The organism is Pandoraea terrae (genome assembly GCF_902459695.1).
Lineage (GTDB): Bacteria > Pseudomonadota > Gammaproteobacteria > Burkholderiales > Burkholderiaceae > Pandoraea > Pandoraea terrae.
In genome coordinates this window covers 62,345-83,498 of record NZ_CABPRZ010000017.1, presented here as the reverse complement: position 1 = coordinate 83,498, position 21,154 = coordinate 62,345, and the positions used below count along the sequence as shown (strand labels likewise).

General features: G+C 62.5%; 16 protein-coding genes and 1 riboswitch. Of the genes, 7 read left to right on the top strand and 9 right to left on the bottom strand.

The window, feature by feature from the left end:
* The first annotated feature begins 56 nt into the window (after nt 1-56).
* The 5 genes from PTE30175_RS18720 to zwf all read left to right on the top strand — a co-directional run bounded on the left by PTE30175_RS18720 (nt 57) and on the right by zwf (nt 6,577).
* The gene (locus tag PTE30175_RS18720) at nt 57-1,016 is read left to right on the top strand and encodes an ABC transporter substrate-binding protein (protein ID WP_150698582.1); all 960 of its coding nucleotides are present in this window, start codon (nt 57-59) and stop codon (nt 1,014-1,016) included.
* A 50-nt stretch (nt 1,017-1,066) separates the two neighbouring features.
* Nucleotides 1,067-2,746 (top strand): glucose-6-phosphate isomerase, encoded by a 1,680-nt coding sequence (gene pgi / locus PTE30175_RS18715; protein WP_150698581.1) that lies wholly within the window; start codon nt 1,067-1,069, stop codon nt 2,744-2,746.
* Complete coding sequence (locus tag PTE30175_RS18710; RefSeq protein WP_420819656.1) at nt 2,743-3,705, top strand: carbohydrate kinase family protein; 963 nt, start codon at nt 2,743-2,745, stop codon at nt 3,703-3,705. The genes pgi and PTE30175_RS18710 overlap by 4 nt, the downstream gene beginning before the upstream one ends.
* A 121-nt stretch (nt 3,706-3,826) precedes the next feature.
* Nucleotides 3,827-5,062: a maltoporin gene (locus tag PTE30175_RS18705; protein ID WP_224788854.1), complete on the top strand. Its 1,236-nt coding sequence runs from the start codon at nt 3,827-3,829 to the stop codon at nt 5,060-5,062.
* A 54-nt stretch (nt 5,063-5,116) separates the two neighbouring features.
* The gene (zwf, locus tag PTE30175_RS18700; RefSeq protein ID WP_150698580.1) at nt 5,117-6,577 is read left to right on the top strand and encodes a glucose-6-phosphate dehydrogenase; all 1,461 of its coding nucleotides are present in this window, start codon (nt 5,117-5,119) and stop codon (nt 6,575-6,577) included.
* Nucleotides 6,578-6,697: 120 nt separating this feature from the next.
* Here zwf and PTE30175_RS18695 read toward each other — a convergent pair whose 3' ends face one another.
* A complete protein-coding gene (locus tag PTE30175_RS18695) occupies nt 6,698-7,621 on the bottom strand; it encodes a LysR family transcriptional regulator (protein WP_150698579.1) in 924 nt (307 codons plus the stop codon).
* A 143-nt stretch (nt 7,622-7,764) separates the two neighbouring features.
* On the opposite strand from PTE30175_RS18695, the gene metE reads away from it, so the two are divergent.
* Complete coding sequence (metE, locus tag PTE30175_RS18690) at nt 7,765-10,047, top strand: 5-methyltetrahydropteroyltriglutamate--homocysteine S-methyltransferase (RefSeq protein ID WP_150698578.1); 2,283 nt, start codon at nt 7,765-7,767, stop codon at nt 10,045-10,047.
* 6 nt (nt 10,048-10,053) lie between these two features.
* On the opposite strand, the gene pepN is transcribed toward metE, so the two are convergent.
* The gene (gene pepN / locus PTE30175_RS18685) at nt 10,054-12,765 is read right to left on the bottom strand and encodes an aminopeptidase N (RefSeq protein WP_150698577.1); all 2,712 of its coding nucleotides are present in this window, start codon (nt 12,763-12,765) and stop codon (nt 10,054-10,056) included.
* Nucleotides 12,766-12,934: 169 nt separating this feature from the next.
* Here pepN and PTE30175_RS18680 point away from each other — a divergent pair, with 169 nt between their 5' ends.
* Nucleotides 12,935-13,534, top strand: coding sequence for a DUF4136 domain-containing protein (locus tag PTE30175_RS18680; RefSeq protein ID WP_191629139.1), 600 nt, complete (start codon nt 12,935-12,937; stop codon nt 13,532-13,534).
* A 205-nt stretch (nt 13,535-13,739) separates the two neighbouring features.
* On the opposite strand, the gene PTE30175_RS18675 is transcribed toward PTE30175_RS18680, so the two are convergent.
* The 7 genes from PTE30175_RS18675 to PTE30175_RS18645 form a co-directional block, all read right to left on the bottom strand.
* Nucleotides 13,740-14,030, bottom strand: coding sequence for a hypothetical protein (locus PTE30175_RS18675; protein ID WP_150698575.1), 291 nt, complete (start codon nt 14,028-14,030; stop codon nt 13,740-13,742).
* 545 nt (nt 14,031-14,575) lie between these two features.
* Entirely contained in the window at nt 14,576-15,196 is a 621-nt protein-coding gene (locus PTE30175_RS18670) for a hypothetical protein (protein ID WP_150698574.1), read from the bottom strand.
* Nucleotides 15,193-16,341, bottom strand: a complete 1,149-nt coding sequence (locus PTE30175_RS18665; protein ID WP_150698573.1) for a DUF2515 family protein — start codon at nt 16,339-16,341, stop codon at nt 15,193-15,195. The genes PTE30175_RS18670 and PTE30175_RS18665 overlap by 4 nt, the downstream gene beginning before the upstream one ends.
* A 54-nt stretch (nt 16,342-16,395) precedes the next feature.
* Nucleotides 16,396-16,947: a PAAR domain-containing protein gene (locus PTE30175_RS18660; RefSeq protein ID WP_150698572.1), complete on the bottom strand. Its 552-nt coding sequence runs from the start codon at nt 16,945-16,947 to the stop codon at nt 16,396-16,398.
* Between the two features lie 294 nt (nt 16,948-17,241).
* On the bottom strand, nt 17,242-17,802 hold the full coding sequence (locus tag PTE30175_RS18655; protein WP_150698571.1) for a TMEM165/GDT1 family protein: 561 nt from the start codon (nt 17,800-17,802) through the stop codon (nt 17,242-17,244).
* A gap of 13 nt (nt 17,803-17,815) precedes the next feature.
* Nucleotides 17,816-17,999, bottom strand: a riboswitch (yybP-ykoY riboswitch).
* Nucleotides 18,000-18,138: 139 nt separating this feature from the next.
* Nucleotides 18,139-19,482 (bottom strand): guanine deaminase, encoded by a 1,344-nt coding sequence (gene guaD, locus PTE30175_RS18650; protein WP_150698570.1) that lies wholly within the window; start codon nt 19,480-19,482, stop codon nt 18,139-18,141.
* A gap of 19 nt (nt 19,483-19,501) precedes the next feature.
* Nucleotides 19,502-20,932, bottom strand: coding sequence for an NCS2 family permease (locus tag PTE30175_RS18645; protein ID WP_224788853.1), 1,431 nt, complete (start codon nt 20,930-20,932; stop codon nt 19,502-19,504).
* Between the last annotated feature and the right edge of the window lie 222 nt (nt 20,933-21,154).

Sequence of the window (21,154 nt, the reverse complement as noted above, 5' to 3'; positions counted from 1 at the left end):
AGCGGAACCGGTAACGCTTTGTATCGCCAATCACTACGTCCGGTCTGGAGACAACCATGCTGCATCAACGACTCACCCTTGCCTGCGCCGCGCTGATCTGCGCCGTGGCGTGCGCGGCGCCGGTGGCGCACGCCGCCCCGGCATCCACCAAGCCTCTCAAGTCGGTCGGCGTGAGCGTCGGATCGCTGGGCAATCCCTATTTCGTCGCCATCGCGAAAGGGGTCGAAGCACGCGCGCACCAACTGAATCCCGGTGTCAAAGTCATCGCCATGTCAGCGGATTACGATCTGAACAAGCAGTTCAACCAGATCGATAATTTCATTTCATCTCATGTCGATTTAATCGTGCTCAATGCCGCCGACCCGAAAGCTATTGAACCGGCGGTGAAACGGGCGCGGGCCGCCGGCATCGTGGTGGTCGCCGTCGACGTGGCGGCGGCAGGCGCCGATGCCACGGTGCAGACCAACAATATCCAGGCCGGTGCGTTGTCGTGCGAGTACGTCGCCAGGAAATTGAACGGGAAGGGAAATGTGATTATCGAGAACGGCCCTCCCGTCTCCGCCGTGCTGGATCGGGTGAACGGTTGCAAGGCGGTATTGGCGAAAAATCCCGGCATCAAGGTCCTGTCCGACGATCAGGACGGCAAGGGCTCGCGCGAAGGCGGCCTGAACGCCATGCAGGGTTACCTGACGCGCTTCCCGAAAATCGATGCGGTGTTTACCATCAACGATCCGCAAGCGATCGGCAGCGATTTGGCCGCCAGACAATTCAATCGCAGGGGGATCGTGATCGCCTCGGTGGACGGCGCGCCAGACGTCGAAGCAGCGCTCAAGAGCGACACGCTGATCCAGGCATCGGCCAGCCAGGATCCGTGGGCAATGGCGCAGATGGCGGTCAATATCGGCTACGACCTGATGAATGGCAAGCCGCCATCCAATCCAATGGTATTGATCCCCAGCATGCTGGTGACGCGCGAAAACCTGCCGGCCTACAAGGGCTGGTCCGCGCCGCGCTAGCGCGACCGGCTTTCATTCCAAACTGCCCCCTTCACCATCAGCAACTCATCATGTCGATACTCACACGGTCCCCCGCCTGGCATGCGCTGGCGCAGCACCGCGCCGCCTTGGGCGATGTCTCAATGCGCGATCTGTTTGCGCAAGACGCGGCGCGCTTCGATCACTTCTCCGTCGAGGCGGCCGGGATCTTTCTCGATTACTCGAAGAACATCCTGACCACGGAAACGCTGGCGTTGTTGATGGCGCTGGCGCGCCAGGCCGATATCGAGACGTGGCGCGACGCGATGTTCTCCGGCCAGCACGTCAATTGCACTGAAGATCGAGCCGTGCTGCATGTCGCGCTGCGCGACCGGCGCGATGTGGCCACCACTGTCGACGGCGAGGACGTCATGCCGGCGGTTCGCGCGGTCTTGCGCAAGATGCGGCGCTTTACGGACCAGGTGCGCGATGGCGTATGGCGCGGTCACGGCGGCCAGCGCATTCGGGACGTGGTCAATATCGGGATCGGCGGCTCCGACCTGGGGCCGCACATGGTGTGCGATGCCCTCGAATCCTACGCCCATCCGGACCTGAATTTCCATTTCGTCTCCAACGTCGACAGCACGCATATTGCGGAAGTTCTCAAGCGCGTGCGTCCTGAGACCACGCTGTTCGTGGTGTCGTCAAAGACGTTCACCACCCGCGAAACGCTGATCAACGCCAACACCGCCCGCGCGTGGTTCCTGCAAAGCGGCGCGCCGGAAGCCGCGATTGCGCGCCACTTCGTTGCCGTGTCGACCAATACGCCGGCCGTGCAGGCATTCGGCATCGATCCAGCCAACCAGTTCGAATTCTGGGATTGGGTCGGCGGCCGCTATTCGCTCTGGTCGGCGATCGGGCTGCCGATCGCCTTGTGTGTCGGCATGGACAACTTCGAGGCGCTCGTCGCCGGCGCACATGCGATGGACCGGCATTTTGCCGAGGCGCCGCTCGAGCGGAACATGCCGGTCATCCTCGCCCTGATCGGCCATTGGTATATCAACTTCTTCGGCGCAGGCACACATCTGGTCGCGCCCTATGAACAGTATTTGCATCGCTTTCCCGCCTATCTGCAACAACTCGACATGGAGAGCAACGGAAAATGCGTCGACCGGGACGGCGCGCGCGTGGACTATGCGACCGGTCCAGTGGTCTGGGGCGCACCGGGTACCAACGGCCAGCACGCCTTCTTTCAGTTGCTGCATCAGGGAACGGCGCTGATCCCGGCGGACTTCATTGTCTGTCTGCAGACACATCATCCGCTCGCCGTGCATCACGACGCCTTGCTGGCCAACTGTTTTGCGCAGACCGAAGCGCTGATGCGCGGTATGACGGCCGACGAAGTGGCCGCGAGCCTGACAGGCGACGCGTGTCTGATCGATGCACACGCGCTGCTGCCGCACCGCACGTTTGGCGGCAATCGCCCGACCAATACGATTTGCCTCGACAAGCTCGACCCCCGGTCGCTCGGTGCCTTGATCGCACTCTACGAGCACAAGGTGTTCACGCAAGGCGTGATCTGGCGCATCAACTCGTTCGACCAATGGGGCGTCGAATTGGGCAAACGGCTTGCGTTGCATATCGAAGCGGCGTTCGCCTCCCCGGAACAGGTGGCCGATCACGACAGTTCGACACACGGCTTGATACGGCGCTATCTGCGGCGTGCATCAGGTGGCGCAAGTGTCCAGTCAACGGAATCGATTGCATCATGACCTCCTTGCCTCGACTGGTCATCTGCGGCGAAGCCCTGACCGACTTCATCCGCGAAGATGGGCAAAGCTGGCGCGCACTGGCCGGCGGCTCCTGCTGGAATGTGGCCCGCGTTGGCGCCCGCTTGGGCGTGCCGACAGGGTTTGCGGGCGCGGTCAGCCACGACGTTTTCGGCGCCGAGATCATGGCCCGCAGCACGGCGGCGGGATTGGATCTGCGTTTCCTCCAACAAGTTGACCGCCCACCGTTGTTGGCGATGATCGCCTCGCAACATCCGCCGCAATATTTCTTCATCGGCGAGAACAGCGCCGATCTCGCGTTCGATGCCGGGCGCTTGCCGTCAGGTTGGCTGGACGCCGTCGACATCGTACATTTCGGCTCGATCAGTCTGGCGCGCCAGCCGCTGGCGGAGCACCTGCTGCACGTTGCCGAAGCCGTGCATGCGGCTGGCAAACGGATTGCGTTCGATCCCAATTACCGCAGCTTGATGAGTGACGCGGCGTATCAGCCGACATTGCGACGGATGGCGGCGCTGGCAACCTATATCAAGGTGTCCGATGAGGATCTGCGCGGGTTGTTCCCGGGGCTCGGCGAAAACGCGGCGCTCGCGCAGTTGCGCGCCTGGGCCCCGGAGGCGTCGGTGCTCTTGACGCGCGGCGTGGACGGCATGCAACTGCTGACGCCGCACGGCGAGTATTTTCAGCCGGCGTATGCGGTCCCGGTGCGCGACACGGTCGGATGTGGCGATGCCGCGATGGGCGGGTGGCTCGCGCGCATGTTGTCCGGGCAGGCGTCCGATCCCGCAGGCTGCCTCGTATTCGCTGCAGCCTGCGCGGCCATCGCGTGCTGCCATCGCGGGCCCTACGCCCCGTCGGAGGCGGAAGTCTCAGACTTCTTGCGACAACAGGGCGCAGGCGTTCCCTCGGCTGTCGAGCGACTCACCGACGCGGCGAATTCATAAATAAACCCTGAGGCGCTTCCCGCCGCCACACGGCGGGCAACACGCATTCATCTGGATTAAAAATTAGTAGTCCTATTTTAATAGAAATCGTAAATAGGCATCATGGAAAGGAGACAGGAAGTTGAAGCCATCCGTCAAGCACCTGCTGTGGCTGGGCGCCAGTGCCGCCATGCCCGTTTGTTCGGCCTATGCCTACACGTACGATGGTACGAATCCATTCGAGTTTCACGGTTACGTTCGCGCAGGCGTTGGCACCAGCGAGGGGCATACGCAGACATGCTTCGAACTGCCCGGCGCGCAGAGCAAATACCGTCTCGGCAACGAATGTGAGGTGTACTCGGAGTTGGAGGGCGACGTCCGTCTGTTCCAGTTCGCCAACGGCCTGACCGTGAGCGGCGTCGTCATGGGAAGCCTCTTTAACACCCTGGATCGTTTCCCGACGTTTACACCGAATGACGGCAACATTCGCCTGCAACAGTCCTATTTGCAACTGACGCACATCCCCGGATGGGACGGGGCGCGCGCGTGGATAGGGCGCATCTACTACCGCCGCAACGACATTCATATCAACGACTTTTTCTACTGGAATCCCAGTGGGGTGGGGGCCGGCGTGGAAGATGTTCCGGTGGGACACGGGGTGAAGTTCAGCTACGCGCTCTTTCGTGCCGACAATATCGCCCAGCCGGACTACGCCACGCGTCATGATTTTCAACTCAGCGGCATTGACACCAATCCGGGCGGAGAGCTGCAGTTCGGCGTGTCATATGTTCAGAAGGCCGGTCAGGTGCCCGGCAGCCACAGCGGCTGGTCGGCAACGGTGCAGCATATCCAGCGAGACGTGCTGGGCGGGAAGAACAAGCTTGCGCTGCAATTCGGCGTCGGCCCGGGCATCGGGCTCGGCAGCACCGGGCCGCTCACCCCGGACACCGGGACCAAGCGCTGGCGCGTGCTCGATGCCTACGAATGGCAGGCCAGCCGGGATTTCAGCGGCATGGTATCCGCCGTCTATCAGCGCGATCTCGCGCCGACCGGATCGCAAAGCTGGTGGTCGTTCGGGGTGCGCCCGGTGTACGCATTCACCGATCACTTCAAGATGATCGTTGAACTGGGGCACGACCGCGTCACGCCCGACAATGGCGCCACGCGCACCCTGTCAAAGCTCACCATTGCGCCCTCGCTGACCATGGCACGCTCGTTCTGGAGCCGCCCGGAACTGCGGTTTTTCTATACCTACGGTCGTTGGAACGGGGCAGCGCAAGCTGCGGCCCCTGCGGGGAATCCGCTGTCAACCACCGGAATTTTCGGCGCGTCGCGAAGCGGTTCCACGTTTGGCGTGCAACTCGAGACGTGGTGGTGACGTGAGCCGATTCGCCGTGCCGGCGCTTTGCCGAACTTACCAGGAATGCTCAACATGATCGACGTTTCCCCTCCCTTTACATTTGTATTGTTTGGCGCGACCGGCGACTTGTCGCTGCGCAAGATCCTGCCGGCGCTTTATCGGGCACATTGCAGCGGAACGCTCGCCGAGGCGGGCCGCATCGTCGCGGTGGCGCGCGTCGCGATCGATACAGAGGCTTACCTGGCGTGGGTAGACGATAACGTGCGCCCTCACGTCGATGCTGATTGGGACGCGCAGGTCTGGGAGACGTTTCTCGGACGCATCGACTATATCTCTCTCGACTTGGCGTGTCCGGATCAATTTTCGGTGCTCGGCGCCCACTTGAATGCCGCGTGCGGGCCGAGGGTGTTCTATCTCGCAACCGGGCCGCAGTTGTTCGTGTCTATTTGCCGCGGGCTTGCCACCGCGGGGTTGAACGAGGCCGCCCGTATCGTATTGGAAAAGCCGCTCGGTCACGACTTGAAGTCGTCGATGGAGATAAACGACACGGTAGGCGAGATTTTCGACGAACAGCAGACTTATCGCATCGATCATTACCTCGGCAAGGAATCCGTGCAAAACCTGCTCGCGCTGCGTTTCGGCAACGCACTGTTTGAACCGCTATGGCGGCGCGAATGGATCGACAGCGTCCAGATCACCATTGCCGAGGAGCTGGGCATGGAAGGACGCGGGGAGTTTTACGACCAGACCGGCGCGCTGCGCGATATGGTGCAAAACCATTTGCTGCAACTGCTGGCAATCGTGGCCATGGAGCCGCCACACACGATGTCGGCCGATGCCGTGCGCGACGAAAAGCTTCGCGTGCTGCGCGCCCTGAAGCCGATCGACGGTGAAGCATTGAGCCGGTGCGTGGTGCGCGGCCAATATCAGGCGGGTGTCTCGCGCGGCATCCCGGTGCCGGCGTACGTTCAGGAAGCCGGCATTCCTGCAGGCAGCCAGACCGAGACATTCGTTGCGATCAAGGCGGAAATCGACAACTGGCGCTGGGCCGGCGTGCCATTCTTTCTTCGTACCGGCAAACGGCTCCCCGAGCGTGGCACCGAGATCGTCGTCAATTTTCGTGCCGTGCCTCATGCCCTGCTCGGGGCGTCGTCGTTGCGCGCCGGCGCAAACCGCCTGGTGATCGGCTTGCAGCCCAAGGAGTCCATTCGACTGCACTGCCTCGCCAAACGGCCCGGTGACGGCATGCAACTGGAGAGTGTTTCCTTGAATCTGGATTTCGACCAGTGCTTTTCCGGCAAACGCATGGATGCCTATGAGCGGCTGCTGCTCGACGCGATTCATGGCCGCCTGGCGCTATTCGTGCGACGCGACGAACAGGAACAGGCGTGGCGCTGGGTCGAACCGATTCAGGCGCATTGGCGCATGAGCACCAAGCCGCCCAAGCACTACGGTGCGGGTACGTGGGGGCCGGTCGCGGCGGGGGCGATGCTCGCGCAACACGGTCATTGCTGGCCGGAAGCGGAGTACTGAGTGTTGCGAGCCGATCCCGTTCGGCATGCCTCGTGACGATGCGCGCCGAGCGCAACCTGCGACCTGCCCCGCGCGCGCAAGCCGCAAGACAGTGACACGGCGTGCGACAACACCGGCAGCCTACAGCAACTCGATCTCGGGCAGTGTGAGCAAGCTTGTCTCGCGCATCAGCGCCACGAACTCGCCGATATAGGGTTTGCCGCTCACCGCCGGCACGGTCGCTGCCCACAACTCGGCCGTCAATCCTTGCGCGGTGATCGGGCGGGCGCTGACATAGCGTCGCTCCAGATAGCCCGTGACTGCCCACAAGGGCAACGCCGCCAAGCCCCGGCGGCTTGCCACCAACTGAAGAATCGCCACGGTCAGCTCGCTGGTGCGGCGTGTTGGCTCGATGCCTGCCGGGCGTAATACCTGGCGGATGAGATCGAGCATGTCATCCGGCACGGGATAGGTAATGAGGGTTTCGTCACGAAAATCCTCGGCGACGAGAAACGGCTTGCCTGCCAGTGGATGATCGTTCGCCAGCAGCGCCACCATCTGGAAGCGAAAAAGGGGATGAAAATCGACGGCCTCGGCGGCGTCGTGTTCCGAGACGATGGCCAGATCCGCCCGGTCCTGATGCAGCAGCCCGATCGGGTCCGCATGAAAGCCCGAGACGATATCCAGTTCGACCTCCGGCCAGCGCGTGCGGAACGCGTCCATGGCAGGCATCAGCCAGTCGAAACAGGTATGACACTCCACCGCAATGCGCAACGCGCCTTGGGTGCCTTGCGACAGGCGCACCAGATCCCGCCCCGCCTCCTCGACGGCCGGCACAACCGACTCGGCCAACGCCAGCAGACGCTTGCCGGCCGGCGTAAACGTCAACGGCGCCGATTTGCGCACGAACAGCGACAACCCGTAGAAATCTTCCAGCGCCTTGATCTGGTGGGAGAGCGCCGACTGTGTCAGATGCAGCCAGAGCGCCGCGCGCGACACACTCCCCGTATCGCGCAAGGCAAGCAGGGTCTGAAGATGGCGCAATTCGATCGGCGTTCTTTGCATGAATTAATTTAATGATGATTCGCAAAAACTTTCGTTTGAATAATACATGAGCGCCCGCGATACTGCCAGCCTGTTCCGGTGTAGCCGCTCGCTTCGCACCGTGCGCGGACGACACCCTCCACACAATGACAAGGACAAATGACATGGCACACGCCCACGTACTTGGTTTGCCGCGCATCGGCGCGCAACGTGAATTGAAATTCGCGCTCGAATCCTTCTGGCGGGGCGAGGCCGACGCGACGGCGTTGCAGGCAACGGGCCGCGCGCTGCGTCAGGCGAACTGGCAATGGCAGCGCGAAGCGGGCCTCGACTGGGTGACGGTCGGCGACTTTCATTGGTATGACCAGGTGCTGACGACCCTGGCGCACGTGGGCGGTCTGCCGGCGCGCTTCGGGGCCGACCCGAAGACGCTTTCCCTGACGGATTACTTCGGTGCGGCGCGCGGCACGGCGGGCCAGCCGGCGATGGAAATGACGAAGTGGTTCGACACGAACTACCACTATCTCGTGCCCGAATACACGCCGTCGACTGCGTTCGGGGAGGGCGTCGAATGGCTGTTCGACGAGGTCGACGAGGCCTGTGCCGCCGGTTTCAACGTGAAGCCAGTGCTCGTGGGGCCGCTGACGTTGCTGTTCCTCGGCAAGGAGACTGCGGGACTGGCGGACCGGCTGACGCTCCTGCCTGCGCTGCTGACGCAATACGAACGCCTGCTCGCACGGCTGAAGGCGCAAGGCGTGGCATGGGTGCAGATCGACGAGCCGATTTTTGCGCTGGATCTCCCGGCCTCGTGGGCCGAGGCGTTCGCGCCGGCATATGCGCGGCTGGCATCCGTTGCCCCGCAACTGCTCCTGGCCACGTATTTCGGCGACGTCTCGGCGCACGCCGCGCGGCTGGCATCGTTGCCGGTGGCGGGGGTGCATGTCGACGGCGTGCGCGCACCCGAACAACTGGCGATCCTCGCGAAAACGTGGCCGTCGGACAAGGTGTTGTCGGCCGGCGTCGTCGATGGCCGCAATGTCTGGCGTTGCGATCTGCAACGTGCGCTCGCGCTGTTGCAACCGTTGTACGAAACGTTGGGCGAACGCCTGTGGGTGGCGTCGAGCTGCTCGCTGATGCACTGCCCGGTCGATCTGGCCGGTGAAACGCGTGTCGACGAGGATTTGCGTGCATGGCTCGCTTTCGCAGTTCAGAAGCTCGGCGAGGTGGCCGTCTTGCGGCGCGCGCTCGTCGATGGCGTGGCGTGCGTGCAGGCGGCGTTCGACGCGGATGCGCTGGCGCAGGGCGCGCGACGCACGTCCGCGCGCATCCACAATCCGCTCGTCAAGCGCAAATGCGACGCGTTGACCCAGGCCGATGCCCGCCGCGCCAGCGCCTACCCCGAGCGCGCGGCAGCGCAACAGGCGTGGCTCAAACTGCCGCCCCTGCCGACGACCACGATCGGTTCGTTTCCGCAAACGGCCGGGATTCGCGCGGCACGCGCTGCATTCAAACGCCGGGAACTCTCGCACCTGCACTATCTGGAAGCCATGCGCGAACAGATTCGCCTGGCCATCGAGAAGCAGGAGGCATACGGCCTCGACGTGCTGGTTCATGGCGAAGCGGAGCGCAACGACATGGTCGAATACTTCGGCGAATTGCTGTGGGGCTATGCCATTACGGAGAACGGCTGGGTGCAGAGCTACGGCTCGCGTTGCGTCAAGCCGCCGGTGATCTACGGGGACGTGTATCTGCCCGAACCGATGACGGTGACGTGGAGCGCCTACGCGCAAAGCCTGACGAAAAAGCCGGTGAAGGGCATGCTGACAGGCCCGGTGACGATGCTGCAATGGGCGTTCGTGCGCGACGATCAGCCGCGCGCAGTCACCGCATTGCAGATCGCACTGGCCTTGCGCGACGAAGTTGCGGCGCTGGAAAAGGCGGGCATCCGCGTGATCCAGATCGACGAGCCCGCGTTGCGCGAAGGATTGCCGCTGCGCCGGGGCGATTGGCAGACCTATCTCGACTGGGCTGTGCAGGCGTTTCGCGTGGCGTCGTCAGGGGTGGCCGACGATACGCAGATCCACACGCATATGTGCTATGCGGAGTTTCACGACATTCTCCCGTCGATCGCGGCGCTCGATGCCGATGTGGTCTCCATTGAAACGACGCGCTCGAACATGGCGTTGCTTGATGCGTTCGAGACGTTCGAATACCCGAACGAAATCGGACCGGGCGTGTACGACATCCACTCGCCGCGCGTGCCGTCGCAGGACGAAATGACCGGCCTGATCGAGGCGGCGTTGACGCGGATTCCGTCCGGGCGCTTGTGGGTCAATCCGGATTGCGGCTTGAAAACGCGCGATTGGGCGCAGGTGGATGCGGCCCTCGAAAACATGGTCGCCGCCACGCATGTGGTGCGTCGACGCCTGGTGTCAAGGGCCGCCTGAGGACGCCTAGGCGAGTGCCTTGTCGACGATCTCGCGAACGTCCTTCGACAGGGTCTTGTGCGCGGACACCTGCTGCAGGGCGCCGCGCATGCGTTCGCGCAGCGACGGCGTGTACTTGCGCCAGCGATCGAGCGAGCGCGCGAGACGCGCCGCCACTTGCGGGTTGAGCGCATCGAGCGCCAGCACCTGTTCGACCCAGAACACATAGCCCGAGCCGTCCGCTGCATGGAACTGCGAGGGATTGCCGCTGCAGAAGCTGAAGATCAGGGAGCGCGCGCGGTTCGGATTCTTGAGGGTGAACGCCGGATGCTGCATCAGCGCCCGCACGGCGTCGATCACGCAGTGGCTGCCGTCGCCACGCTGCATGGCTTGCAGTGCGAACCACTTGTCGATCGCCAGCGGCTCACGCTCGAACCGCGTATAGAAATCCGCCAGCGCCTGGGCGGCATGTGGCGCGCCATGCGCCTCATCGGCCTCGATGGCGGCGCCGCCGCGATGCACCAGTGCGGCGAGCGCGGCGAATCGATCTGTCATGTTGTCGGCGCTGTCATATTGCGTGCGCGCCGTCTGTACCATGGTCGCGTCCGGCAGTTCCATAAGATAGGACAGCGCGAGGTTCTTCAGCGCGCGCTGGCCGGCCGACGCCGCATCGGGTTGGTAGGTCCCCGGCACGCGATGGTTATGGTATGCGGCGAGCCATTCCGTATGGAGCGCGGCAGCCAGACGCTGGCGCAGATATTGGCGCGCTGCATGAATCGCCGCGGGGTCCGTCTCAGTCATCTGTTCGCCGAGGTAGGTTTCGGCCGGCAGCGTCAGCGCCTGCGCACGGAAGGCCGGATCGAGCGTGTCGTCGCGCAGGACCAGGCGAAAGGCTTCCAGCACGAAGCTGTCGACGCTGGGCAACTGGCCCAGCTGGATCGATTCGACCAGCGCGAGCAGTTGGCGCGTGGCCAGCCGCTGACCGGCTTCCCAACGGTTGAACGGATCGCTGTCGTGCGCCATCTGGAAGGCGAGTTCGTCGATGGTGTAGTCGTGTTCGACGATGACCGGCGCCGAAAAACCGCGCAGCAACGACGGCATCGGCATGTGCGGTACATCGGTAAACATGAAGGTCTGGCTCGCGCGCGTGAGGTCGAGCACGCGCGTCGTCGGCGCTGGGGCGCCGGCCGGCTCGCCCATCAGGCGCAAGGGAATGTCGTTGCCGGCGCGGTCGATCAGGCCAAGCGCGAACGGGATATGAAACGGCTGCTTGACGAGCGTGGTGTCCTGCAACTCCACGCCAACCTTCGGGCAGCTTTGCGTGAGCGTAAGCGCATAGGTGTGCGACGGTTCGTCATAGGCGGCGCTCACGCTCACGCGCGGCGTGCCCGCCTGGCTGTACCACCGGCCGAATTGCGTGAGATCGGTGCCGTTGGCATCGGCCATGGCGGCGCGGAAGTCGTCGCACGTCACGGCCTGGCCGTCATGACGCTCGAAGTACAGGTCCATGCCGCGGCGAAAGCCCTCGCGGCCCAGCAGCGTCTGGTACATGCGCACGACTTCGGCGCCTTTTTCGTACACGGTGACCGTGTAGAAGTTATTGATCTCGAGGTAGCTCTCGGGGCGCACCGGATGCGCCATCGGGCCGGCATCTTCCGGGAACTGCGCCTGACGCAGCACGCGCACGTCGTCGATGCGCTTGACCGCGCGGCCGGACTCGGTGCCCATCATGTCGGCCGAAAATTCCTGATCGCGGAACACGGTCAGGCCTTCCTTGAGGCTCAACTGGAACCAGTCGCGGCAAGTCACGCGATTGCCGGTCCAGTTGTGGAAATACTCGTGGCCGACAACCGCTTCGATGTTGCCGAAGTCGTCGTCGGTGGCGGTCGCGGCATCGGCCAACACGTATTTGGTGTTGAAGATGTTGAGCCCCTTGTTCTCCATCGCGCCCATATTGAAGTCGCTCACGGCGACGATCATGAAGCGGTCGAGATCGAGCACGCGGCCAAAGCGCGTTTCGTCCCAACGGATCGCGTGGATCAGCGAATCCATGGCGTGCCGCGTCTTGTCGAGGTCCTGTGGCTGGACCCAGACCTGCAGCAGCTTCTCACGGCCGTCACCGGCGACGATGCGATCCTCGACGCATACGAGGCGGCCGGCCACGAGCGCGAACAGATAAGCGGGCTTCTTGAATGGATCTTCCCAGATGGCATAGTGACGGCCGTCCGGCAACCCGCCTTCTTCGACAAGGTTGCCGTTGGCGAGCAGGACAGGGTACGCTTCGCGATCGGCGCGCAGCGTGACCGTGTACGTGGACATCACGTCGGGCCGGTCGAGGAAGTAGGTAATTTTCCGAAATCCCTCAGCTTCGCACTGCGTGAAGAAGTTGCCGCCGGAGACATACAGGCCCATGAGCGAGGTATTGCCCAGCGGATTGCAGCGCGACACCAGGGTCAGCTCGAAACTGTCGGGCGGCGCGACGATCGTCAGTCCTTCGTCGCCGACACGATAGCCGGGCCACGCCTGGCCGTCGACGGCCAGGCTCACGAGCTGGAGTTCCTGGCCGTGCAGCGTCAGATCGCCGCCGTTGCCGGCGGGGTTGCGTACGAGCCGCATGCGGTTCGTGACGGTGGTGCAGTCCGGATCGAGATCGAACTCGAGTCGGACCGTTTCGATCAGGAATGCCGGCGGGGTGTAGTCGGCGCGTGAGATGACGCCTGCGATATCGGTACGGAGCATGGACGGTTTCTTCTATCGGCCAGGGAATGTCCAAATTGTAACGGACTGTTGCCACATTGGGCCGGCGCCGTAAAAATGCCGAATTTTGTTACGGCGGGCGCGTCCAACGTCATAAGCTGTAATGAGCGGCCGGAGGGCGGCCGCGTGCAGCCTTCTTCAGGAGTCGATCATGTGGGCAAGATGGGGAATGGCATGGGTGGCCGGGGCGGTATTGTTGCTGGGCGGGTGCGCCAGCACGGTCTCCAGCCAGGTGACGGCGTTCGGTGAGACGCCGGGATTCGACGGGCAGCGCACCTATGCGCTCACGCGCACTGCCGATCAGCAGAATAATCAGGAGCACGCGACGTACGAACGTTGGCTGCGTGACCGGCTGTCAAGCGACGGATTTTCGGAACAGAGCCCGAATTCCGCGAATTTCCTGATCGGCATGGACTACGGCATCACGCAGCAGACGTTGCGCGTGGCCGAGCCGGCTTACGACCCGATGTTCATGCGGGGCCCGTGGGGCCGGCCGTGGGGTTGGGGCGGGTATCCCGGCTACTGGGGCCCGCCGATGTATGTCGAACGCGACTATCCTTACGCGCTGGCCGGGCTGCAGCTGCGCTTCACGTCGCGCGCATCGGGCAAGGAAGTCTATCGCGTCTCGGTGCAGACGGCCGATGGCGGCAATTCGCTGGCGACCGCCATGCCGTTTCTGATTGACGCGGCATTGAAACAACTGCCGTTCCCGAGCGGCAGGACGGTGACGGTTCGCCAGGAAGTGAAGTAATCGATCCGCCGCTGCCCGTTAAGGCCGTCGAAGGATGCCGGCGAAGCGCGCCGTCGAGGTAGGGGCGGTCGTAGAAACCGGCGTCTGATCCTCTCGGGAACTGAGCTGGAATAGTGAAGCGAAGCCGCGGTCTTCGCTGGTGATGCGGTGTGTCCGAGTACTGAATCCGGGTCGCGACCGATTCAGGCGGACAGGTCAGAAGAGTTTACTGCCTTGCTTGACGCGCCCATTCCCCGAGCGAGCAGCCAAAGGCATGCGCTTTCATGGCAAGGTCTTCCATCTGTGAGAAGTACGCTCCCGCGAACGGTTCGTCGAGTGATTCGGTGCCGCCCTGCGCTGCGGCGGACGCCATCGCCGTAATACGACTCGTGACCTCGGTCAAACGGTCTGTCGCATCCAGCATTCGCTCAAGGATGCTGTCGACCGTTTCTACGTCGGGTGTTTCGGTGGGAGGTGTTTCTGTGAAAGCAGTGGAAGGAGCATCAGAAGAAGACATACGGATACCTCGTGCAAAGCAGCTACGTTTCCCCGTACGCCCAGCCGCAATGGCTGGGGCGGGCGGGCACTAGGCGAGGTTGACGACCCGATCCGTAAATGGAACACCGGTACTCCCGAGGGAGTCCTCGCATAGGCCCGCCCAAAGTAGAGCGATCCAATGCCAGGGCGAGGTCGGCCGCAAAGCGCAGCCGTTCGCCCCCATTTACGGTTTCAGGTCGTCAAACCTGGTCGCGCTTGTTTAACGCGACGAACCCAGTGTAGACAGGCAAGCAGTCTGGCACAACCCGTAAACCCAAGAATCTAAACGATTCCCGCGACTTTCGGATTCGTCTGATCCACGCATTGGGACAAAAGCCGAAACGTGGATCAGCTTTATCCGAGCAGCGGCGTAAATTACCAAAAATCCTATCTCAGCCGGAAACGATCATTCAGCAGCGGGCAATGCTCAATTTTGAGTATATGGTCGAATCGTTCTGCTGCCTTGAGCACATATGGCATGCGCTGGTTGATGGCGGGCAGGTCGACGCGCGAATCCAATGCGCGCTACTTCGACCACGGTTTTGCGAGCGCAAGCGTGATGAGGTACCGCTCTTCGTCGGGGTGCCTATCGTCCTGAAAACACGCGATGGTCACTAACGTTTGGTACTTGCTATCTGCCTGCCAGTACGTCTTACTGCTCTTACAAGCTTGCAATTGAGCGCGCCACTGTGCGGTGTCGGCAAAGGCCGGCCACTCCTCGGCGAACATCGGCTGCCAGCCGCCCCGACGCCACTGCTCCTGCAAGTCCAGCACGATTTTGAGCGCGTCGTCGAGCAGCAGCGGTTCAATTTGGGGAGACATGCGCACGCTACGTACGATGCCTCGCTCATAGCTAACCGTAAAGAAGCGAGCCAGCGGTGTCATAAACCCATATTGTGGGTCCGTGAAGCGTAGGCGAGCATCCGACTTCGGGACGTTGTACCAAATCTCGTTTGGAAGCGCCCGATCAATTGCCGCGCTAGAGCGCAGGCGCATAGTCTCCCAAGGCTCACCAATCACCAGAGCGATTTCCGGCTCGCCCGATTGAACGTGGCCAATCAGGCGCACCGTTGCCAGCGCGAGGATAGCGACGGCGGCAATTCCCAGCACGCAGCGCCGCCAGCCGATTCGGAGTGGCCAATTCATCGCGAGCCCCGGGAAATCTCCCGGATCGACTGCTGAAGCACTGCGTGATTTCCCGTATTCAACATTTGGTCAAAGCGCTCTGCTGCCTTGAGCACAAAAGGCATGCGCTGGTTGAAGTCGGCCAGGTTGGCAATCGGGTTGTCGCCGAAGCCGATGGTGCGCCCGTCAGAGACTCGGTGGCACTGACTGGTCAGCGTCAGCTCGATGGCTTCCGCCACGCCCGTAGGAAAGCCTGTGACGTAGGATAGATGGTTACCGCGCAACAGCGCTACCAGTTGCCGGTCGTCGTACATTGTCGGTTGCAGGATGTTGATTTGCTCGTGTTCAGCTAGAAACTTAACGCTCTCGGCGATCTTCCACTTGTCGATAGCCTCGAAGGCTTTCAGGATCTGCTCATGGTCAACGCCGAATTCGAGCCTGTTCCCAATTGGCCACAAAATAGGGAACCTCGGATCATTCGCTATCTTCACGCGTGCCGGCAGACAGGTCTTAAGCTCCTTCAACCCCCGCTTCTTGTAAAAAGCATGCAGCGGGAACACGTCCAGGAACAGCGTCGTATTGCCCATCGCCAGCATTTCATACACATGCTTGTATTGCCGTTGGAGGACCGAGAGCGATTCGCCATCCCGCCGTATGTCGGCGCTTGGCACCGGATTATTGCGGCGGGCCTCTTTGTAATCGCGCTCCGCCTGTTCGTCAAGCTTGCCGATACGAAACCAGTTCCGAAAGCTCCAACGCGGTTTGGCGGTGTTCATCGCACGTTCGAGTGCCTCGTGCTCGGCCTGCATTTTCTCCATTGATTCCGACGCATGCAACAAGCCGCAGCCGACTTGCTTGGATGCAAAAGCCGCCAAACCCGCCCATTGAAAACGTCGATCATGCAGCCACAAATTTGCGTAGGCGGCATTGATGGCGCGATTGCGCGCCTTGGGGTCAGCAATCAGCTTGCCGCCCGGCGCCACAATTTCCTCGGCCTCCTTCTGGTATGCCCGCCATATGCAAGCGCACGTCAGCACCGGCACTTCGGTCACTCTACCCTTACGCCCGTTTCGTTCCGTGAAATATTGCTTGCATTCTGAAATCGCCTTGGTGTTCTTGTTCAGCGCCTGTTTATCGCACTCATGATCTTTGAAGCAGTCCGTCATCGATTCCTCGTGAAAGCTGTGGCATCACACATCGGCAGCCAATGCGTTTCGTACTTATCCCGCCAGATCGACAGTGACGCTGTCCAGATCGGTTTCAGACGACAGCAGGTGCGTTCGCCCTGATGCGTCGGTCGTTCCACGTTCGGTCTCGCCCGATGCGCGCTGAATCGTGTACCCAGTATTGGCAACGGCACGTCCACTTGCATCGCGAATGACGAACCAATCATCAACGTTCGGAACCGGGGCCGACGCCTCTGCTGCGCCGCTGGCCGCGCCCGCTTCGCCCGCCGAATCCAACCCTTTGCCCGCTAAATCGTTGGATTCGAATATCTGGAACATGTCACTTTGAGAAGCGAACATCACCGGAGGCGGGTCGCATTTGCATATGCAGATATCGCCTTCCATCGCAGGTTGCCTGCCCATGAAGTCGTATTGCAGGCGAGGCCCCTTGCCGCCAATCCGGCCGGTCGACTTGCACGACGGGCAGTTCACGGCAGCGCCCAGAAACGTCAGCGGGGTGCCGTGATGAATCATGAACGGGATGCCCTCAACCACGGTTCCGTCGCATGAGGACTTGTCGCCCACTTTCAGATAGCTGCGTCTCATCGAAACTGATATTTCCCTTTGGCCCACAACAGACGACCGGTGACTGTGATCCGCGAGAATGTGACGAGAAGGACATGGCCGACTTGAGCCATGTCACTCCCGTTTCTGGCAGAAAGTCACCGATAATGGAACGGCAGAAATACATCGCTTTGCGCGATCGGCCAATAGGATCGGCCTCATTTTGGGACGATTCCCGGATGAATTGCACAATGGATTGCTCGCGGGAGCGGGGTCCAGCGAGGTTTCTGCCTATGAAAGTGTGCGCCCGGGGCGGCCGGTTTGATAACCGCGTCGTCAGCCCTGCACAATGGCAAGCACACCGAGCACCGCAAAGATCACGGCGGCGACCGCATGCACTGCGCGCGTAGGCAAGCGGTCGGCGAATTTGTGGCCGAGCAGCACGGCGGGGACGTTGGCGAGCATCATGCCGAGCGTGGTGCCCGCGACGACGCCGACGAAATCATGGAAGCGCGCCGCGAGCATGACCGTTGCGATCTGCGTCTTGTCGCCCATTTCCGCGAGGAAGAAGGTGACGACGGTCGTGCCGAACACGCCCCAGTGACGCCGCGTGGCGGATTCGTCTTCGTCGAGCTTGTCCGGCACGAGAATCCAGATGGCCATGGACAGGAACGAGGCCACGATGGCCCAGCGCATGATTTGCGGACTGATGGCGGTGGCGAGCCATTGGCCGACGGCGCCGGCGCCGGCGTGATTGAGCAGCGTGGACGCGAAAATGCCGAGAATGATCGGAACGGGCTTCCTGAAGCGCGCCGCGAGCACGAGGGACAGCAGTTGGGTCTTATCGCCGATTTCGGCAAGCGCGACCACACCGGTCGAGACGAGGAAAGGGGACACCTTGTAGTTCTCCGCCGGGCCGAATGCTGAACGCACCAATGACAACGCTTCCCGGCCCGGATGGCGGAAGTGTCGTCATCGGTCTCGCCAGGCCCGAGGCTGTACGCGCCATAGCCAAAGTCAGAACCCTTCGGCCAAGTCTGTTGACGCGCACCCCTGTCGTGACGACAGGGCGGCTACTCCCCAATGAATCGACGCGGATTATAGCATCGGACCCGCAATAAAAAAAGGGCAGCCAAGCGGCTGCCCAAGGAGATCCCCTGCCGCGCGCCCCTTGCACGCCGCGGGGTGTTGCCGATGCCGCCACCCCCCCAGGCGACGGCATCGTATTCGATATCAATGCTGAGCGGCTTCCCGGCGGTGAACCGGCTTGCCTGCGGCATACGTCGCCGAGATTGCGCGGTCGTCGCCAAGCAGCGCGAACGCGAACAGCAACTCTTCGAGCGATTCGGCTTGCGCTGTGCGGCGTGCCAGCAATGGCGTGGCTTTCGGATCGAGCACAATGAAGTCCGCTTCGGCCCCTTCGGCCAGCGTACCGATCTGCCCGCCGAGGTCGAGTGCGCGCGCCGCGCCTTCCGTCGCCAGATAGAACATGCGCTCGGCCGTCAGGTGATAGCCGGAAAGACGCGCCACCTTGTGCGCCTCGTTCATCGTCTGCAACATCGAGAACGACGAACCGCCGCCCACATCGGTCGCCAGTGCCACCGGCATGCGCGTCGCTTCGGCCGCCGCGAAATCGAACAGGCCGCTGCCGAGGAACTGGTTCGACGTCGGGCAATGCGCCGCCACGGCGCCCGTTTCGAACATGCGGCGCCGGTCGGTCTCGTCGAGCCAGATGCAATGGCCGTACACCGCGCGGCGGCGCAGCAGGCCATAGTGGTCATACACATCCAGATAGCTGCGGTGGCCCGGGAACAGCGCCTTCACCCACTCGACTTCGTCGGTGTTTTCCGCGACGTGGCTCTGGATGAACACGTCCTGATAGCGTTGCGCCAACTCGCCGCAGACGCCCAACTGCGCTTCCGTCGAGGTCGGCGCGAAGCGCGGTGTCAGGGCGTACATCTGGCGTCCCCGTTGATGCCACCGCTGGATCAGCGATTCGCTGTCGCGCCCGCCTTGCTCGGCCGTGTCGCGCAGGAATTCCGGACAATTGCGGTCCATCATCACCTTGCCGGCCACCATGCGCAGATTGCGTGCATGGCTTTCCGTGAAGAACGCCTCGGCAGATTGCGGATGCACGGTGCAATAGACCAGCGCGCTGGTCGTGCCGCCGCGCAGCAGTTCGTCGAGGAAGAACTTCGCGACGGCTGCCGCGTGCTCCGGATTCTCGAATCGGCGCTCGGCCGGAAACGTGTACGTCTCGAGCCACGGCAGCAGACCGGGCGCGGGCGAGGCGATGATGTCGGTCTGCGGGTAGTGAATGTGCGTATCGATAAAGCCGGGCGCGATCAGCTTGTCTCGCAAATCTTCGACCGGCGTGCCGTCGGCGAGCGTCGGTGCCAACCGATCGTAGTCGCCGACGGCAACGACGCGGCCGTCGTCGACGACGAGCAGGCCGTCGCGATAGTAGATAGTGCCGGGCGTGCCGTCGAGCGAGGCGCGTGCGGGATCGTGCGCGAAGTACAGCAGTTGTGCGCGGAACGCGCGGCGGCCAGCTTGTTTTTGGGGCGATGCGGACATATTCGGTGTCTCTGTCACGTTACATTTGCGTCAACAACAGCACGGCGAGGGCGGCGACGACCCACATCGCCGGTTTGATTTCCTTCGCACGGCCGGTGAACAGCTTGAGCACGACGAATGCAAGGAAACTATAGGCGATGCCGTCGGTGATCGAATACGAAATCGGGATCATGACGAGCGCGATGAAACTCGGAATGGCCTCGTCCATGCGGTGCCACTCGATGCGCGCGACTGATTCCATCATGAATACGCCGACGAGAATCAACGCGGGTGCGGTTGCAATGGCCGGCACCAGCGAGAGCATCGGCGACAGGAACAGGAACGGCAGGAACATCAAGCCGCAAACGACGGCCGTCAGACCCGTGCGCCCGCCCTGGGCGATACCTGCGGCCGATTCAATGTAGGCGTTCGCGGGACTCGTGCCGAGCGGGCCGGAGATCAGCACCGAGAACGAGTCGACGATCATCGCCTGGCGCATATTGCGCGGATTGCCGTCGCGGTCCTTCATGTTGCCGGCTTCGGCAATGCTCATGAAGGTCGAGAGCGTATCGAAGAACGCAGTGAACAGCATGACGAAGATGAACGGCAGGTAACCGACCTTCAGGGCGCCAAGCAGGTCGAGCTGGCCGATGCCGGAGAAGTCGGGAGCGGCGAAAAAGCCGTGCCAGTTGACCAGCGTGGCGGTAGCGATTTCCTTCGGGAAATAGGCGCTGCCGTCGCCCCACAGACGGCCGATCGGCACGGACATCAGTGTGGTCACGACGATGCCGATCATCAGCGCGCCATTGACGCGGCGGGCGACGAGCACAGAAGTCAGCGCCAGGCCGATCAGGAATGTCACCGTGGCCGGGCTCAGGTGCGCCAGGCGCACGACCGTGACCGGATCGCCGACCACCAGCTTCGCGTCGACGAGCCCGATGAGCGTGATGAACAAGCCGATGCCGCACGAAATTGCGTAGCGCAGATTCGACGGGATCGCGTCGACCACGAAGCGGCGTACATTCAGCGCGGCGAGCAGGGCGAACAGGATGCCGGACCAGAAGACACAGCCCAGCGCCGTCTGCCACGGCATGCCTACGCCGTGGACCATCGTGAACGCGAACAGGGCGTTGAGGCCCATGCCTGGGGCGACGAGCACCGGATTGCGGGCGTACAGGCCCATTGCGCAGCTACCCAGGAAGCTGATCAGGACCGTGGCCGTCAGCGCGGCGGGAAACGCCATGCCGGTCGACGACAGAATCGCCGGGTTGACGACAATGATGTACATCGCGGCAAGAAACGTGGTGATGCCTGCGATCACTTCAGTGCGCACGCTCGAACCGAGGGCGCGGATGCTGAAATATCGGTCCAGCAGCGAGGCCGGGCGCGCGGCCTCGGCATGGCTGGCCGGTGTGGCGTTCGTGCCGGTCGTGACCACGTCCGCGGCCGGGGGGCTGAACGAAGTGTCCATGGTATGTCTCCTGGGTGTTCTGTGGTTTCAACGGTATTGCTCGGCACTCGATGGTCCCCGGGAGGACCGCAAGGCCGCGACTACGCATGGTCGGCATCAACGTGGGCGGACGTTCGTGGGGGCGTCCGGCGGGTTTGGCCATGATCGGTGGGGCCAGACGCCACGGGCACCTTGACGCGTCTGAAAAATAGCATCCGTGTCGTCCGAAACCATTTCCGGCGA

Excerpts from the sequence above, each read along its gene's own strand:
- PTE30175_RS18665 (WP_150698573.1), bottom strand. The coding sequence starts at position 16,341 with ATGACGGACTGCTTCAAAGATCATGAGTGCGATAAACAGGCGCTGAAC.
- zwf (WP_150698580.1), top strand. The coding sequence starts at position 5,117 with ATGATCGACGTTTCCCCTCCCTTTACATTTGTATTGTTTGGCGCGACC.
- pgi (WP_150698581.1), top strand. The coding sequence starts at position 1,067 with ATGTCGATACTCACACGGTCCCCCGCCTGGCATGCGCTGGCGCAGCAC.
- pepN (WP_150698577.1), bottom strand. The coding sequence starts at position 12,765 with ATGCTCCGTACCGATATCGCAGGCGTCATCTCACGCGCCGACTACACC.
- guaD (WP_150698570.1), bottom strand. The coding sequence starts at position 19,482 with ATGTCCGCATCGCCCCAAAAACAAGCTGGCCGCCGCGCGTTCCGCGCA.
- metE (WP_150698578.1), top strand. The coding sequence starts at position 7,765 with ATGGCACACGCCCACGTACTTGGTTTGCCGCGCATCGGCGCGCAACGT.
- PTE30175_RS18695 (WP_150698579.1), bottom strand. The coding sequence starts at position 7,621 with ATGCAAAGAACGCCGATCGAATTGCGCCATCTTCAGACCCTGCTTGCC.
- PTE30175_RS18680 (WP_191629139.1), top strand. The coding sequence starts at position 12,935 with ATGTGGGCAAGATGGGGAATGGCATGGGTGGCCGGGGCGGTATTGTTG.
- PTE30175_RS18645 (WP_224788853.1), bottom strand. The coding sequence starts at position 20,932 with ATGGACACTTCGTTCAGCCCCCCGGCCGCGGACGTGGTCACGACCGGC.
- PTE30175_RS18660 (WP_150698572.1), bottom strand. The coding sequence starts at position 16,947 with ATGAGACGCAGCTATCTGAAAGTGGGCGACAAGTCCTCATGCGACGGA.
- PTE30175_RS18710 (WP_420819656.1), top strand. The coding sequence starts at position 2,743 with ATGACCTCCTTGCCTCGACTGGTCATCTGCGGCGAAGCCCTGACCGAC.
- PTE30175_RS18720 (WP_150698582.1), top strand. The coding sequence starts at position 57 with ATGCTGCATCAACGACTCACCCTTGCCTGCGCCGCGCTGATCTGCGCC.
- PTE30175_RS18670 (WP_150698574.1), bottom strand. The coding sequence starts at position 15,196 with ATGAATTGGCCACTCCGAATCGGCTGGCGGCGCTGCGTGCTGGGAATT.
- PTE30175_RS18675 (WP_150698575.1), bottom strand. The coding sequence starts at position 14,030 with ATGTCTTCTTCTGATGCTCCTTCCACTGCTTTCACAGAAACACCTCCC.